Origin of the sequence: Promicromonospora kroppenstedtii DSM 19349 (assembly GCF_000515355.1) — a bacterium.
Taxonomy (GTDB): domain Bacteria; phylum Actinomycetota; class Actinomycetes; order Actinomycetales; family Cellulomonadaceae; genus Promicromonospora; species Promicromonospora kroppenstedtii.
In genome coordinates this window covers 24,227-26,546 of record NZ_KI911641.1, presented here as the reverse complement: position 1 = coordinate 26,546, position 2,320 = coordinate 24,227, and the positions used below count along the sequence as shown (strand labels likewise).

Sequence of the window (2,320 nt, the reverse complement as noted above, 5' to 3'; positions counted from 1 at the left end):
CGCCGCCCGCACCCGGACGGCGAGCACGGCGACGTCGTCCCGCTGGTCGTCCGACGCGAGCCGGCGCACGAGGGTGACCGGCAGCGCGGCCGTGGCCGTGTCGCCGAGGGCGCCGAGCGTCTTCTGCAGGCGGTTCAGCCACTGGTCGGGCGTGGTGCCGCGCTGCTCGGCGAGCCCGTCCGTGTAGAGGAGCAGGGTGTCGCCGGGGCGCAGCGAGGTGACGTGGTCGGTGCGCTTCGAGGTGGGCCGCACGCCGAGCATCATGTCGGGCAGCACCGAGAGTCGCTCGACCGTGCCGTCCTCGCGGAGCACCAGGGGCGGCGGGTGCCCGGCGGTGGACCAGGTGAGCTGGTAGGCGCCGGCGACCCGCTCCAGCCGTGCCACCACGGCGGTGCCGCTCGCGAGCAGCCCCAGCCCGGAGTTGGCCTTGTCGAGCAGCGACAGCAGGGCCGACGGCGACTCGTCGTGGCTCCATGCGAACGCGCGCAGCAGCGAACGCAGCTGCCCCATCTTCGCGGCGGCCCGCATGTCGTGGCCGGTCACGTCGCCGATCATGAACATGGTCGCGTCATCGTCCACGGCTACGGCGTCGTACCAGTCGCCGCCGATCTGGTCGGAGCGCGTGGCCGGCGAATAGGTGGCCGCCATGTCGAGGTGCGGCACCTCGGGCAGCCGGCTGAGCATCGCCCGCTGCAGGGTCTTGGCCGACTCGCGCCGCTCCTCCAGGAGCCGCGCGCGCTCCAGCGCGTGGCCCGTGTAGTGGGCCAGCCCCGTCTGGAGCGCGTAGGAGTCCTGGTCGGGCCCACGGTCGCGCTCCCAGGCCAGCATGATGACGGCGACAACCTCGCCAGCGGTCACCACCGGCAGGTACGCGCGGGCGCCCACCTCCGGGTCGCAGAGCTCCTCCGTCCCGGGGAACGCCGAGAACATCTCGTCGCCCGTGCGGAAGAAGAGGGGCCGGCCGGTGCGGGCCGCCTCGGCCAGCGGCCGCTGCTCGTCGAGCTTGGTCTGACGGAGCCGCTGCGGGAACTGCGGCTCGGCGTGCACGAGCGACCGGTAGGTGATGCCGCGCCCGTCGGCGTCGGCCAGCGCGAACGCGCAGTACCGCGCGCCGATGCCGGCCGTGCCGACCTCCACGATGACCTCTTCGACCTGGTCCATCGTGTTCGCGTTGGCGAAGGCCTCGCTCAGCGAGAGCAGGAACCGGCTGCGGCGGTTCGCCCGGACCGCCGTCTCCTGGATACGGCGTGCCCGCTCCCGCTCGGCGCGCAGGCGCAGCTCGGCGGTGCAGGCCGCGGCGAGGTCCGCGAGCGAGTCCAGGTCGTCCTGCGACCACTCGCGCGGCTCGTCGACGACGGCGCACAGCGCCCCGACCGCGCGCCCGCGCAGGTCGAACACCGGGTAGCCGGCAAGGGCGACCAGGCCCATCTCGCGCACCAGGTAGTTGTCGCGGAGGGTCGGATCGTGCCGGGCGTCCGACGTCACGACCGGCTCGCCGCGCGCCGTGATGACGTTGGTGAGCGTGCCCGGGTGCTGCAGCAGCCGGTCGGACTGCATCGGTTCCGGGACTCCGGACGCTCCCGCGAGAACCTGGCCCTCGGGAATCACGAAGTAGACGACGGCGGCGGGGACCCGGAGATGCCGTCGAACCAGGCGGGCAAACCGGTCAAAGGCCTCATCCGCAGTGGCGGCGTCGAGACCGACGTGCTCGAGGTCTCGCAGCGCCTGGAGGTCCGTCGGCATCTCATCAGTATTGCGAGAGAAGGACGTGTGCGCGACAGATGTACCGGATGTGTCCCTTTTGCGTCAGGCGGGTAGCCTGCCGCTTCACGGTCACACCTCGAGCAGACCGCGCTGGTGAGCGAGGCTCACGGCCTCCGCGCGACCCGAGGCACCGAGCTTCGCCAGCAGGTTGGAGACGTGGACGCTCACCGTCTTGGTCGAGATGAACAGCCGCTCGCCGATCTGGCGGTTGGACAACCCCTGCGCCACCAGCCCGAGCACCTCCTCCTCCCGTTCGGTGAGGGTCGAGGTCGTCGCTCGGCGCACCCCCGGCAGGTCGAGCCGCGCGCGTCGGGCGAGCGCACGGACGGCGTCGGCCAGAGGCTTGGCTCCCATGTCCTCCGCCTCCGAGAGTGCCTCGGCGGCCTCGACCTCAGCGGCCTGGCGCTCGCCTGCGCCGAGCAGGGCCTCGGCCCAGCGGTAGCGCGAACGGGCGACCTCGTAGCGGTACCCGAAGCCGAACGCGTTGACCGTCTGCTGCCAGCTCTCGGCGGCCTCCCGCCACAGGTCACCGGCCGGCCGGTCGCCGCTCGCGGCT

At 72.8% G+C, this 2,320-nt stretch carries 2 protein-coding genes; both read right to left on the bottom strand.

Translation table 11 applies throughout. From position 1 onward, the window contains the following. Positions 1-1,743: SpoIIE family protein phosphatase (locus PROKR_RS07855; protein ID WP_084800314.1), on the bottom strand; the 1,743-nt coding region annotated here is incomplete at its 3' end. Positions 1,744-1,833: 90 nt separating this feature from the next. Further along, a partial coding sequence (locus tag PROKR_RS37305) for a helix-turn-helix transcriptional regulator (RefSeq protein WP_245605747.1) occupies positions 1,834-2,320 on the bottom strand: 487 nt, incomplete at its 5' end.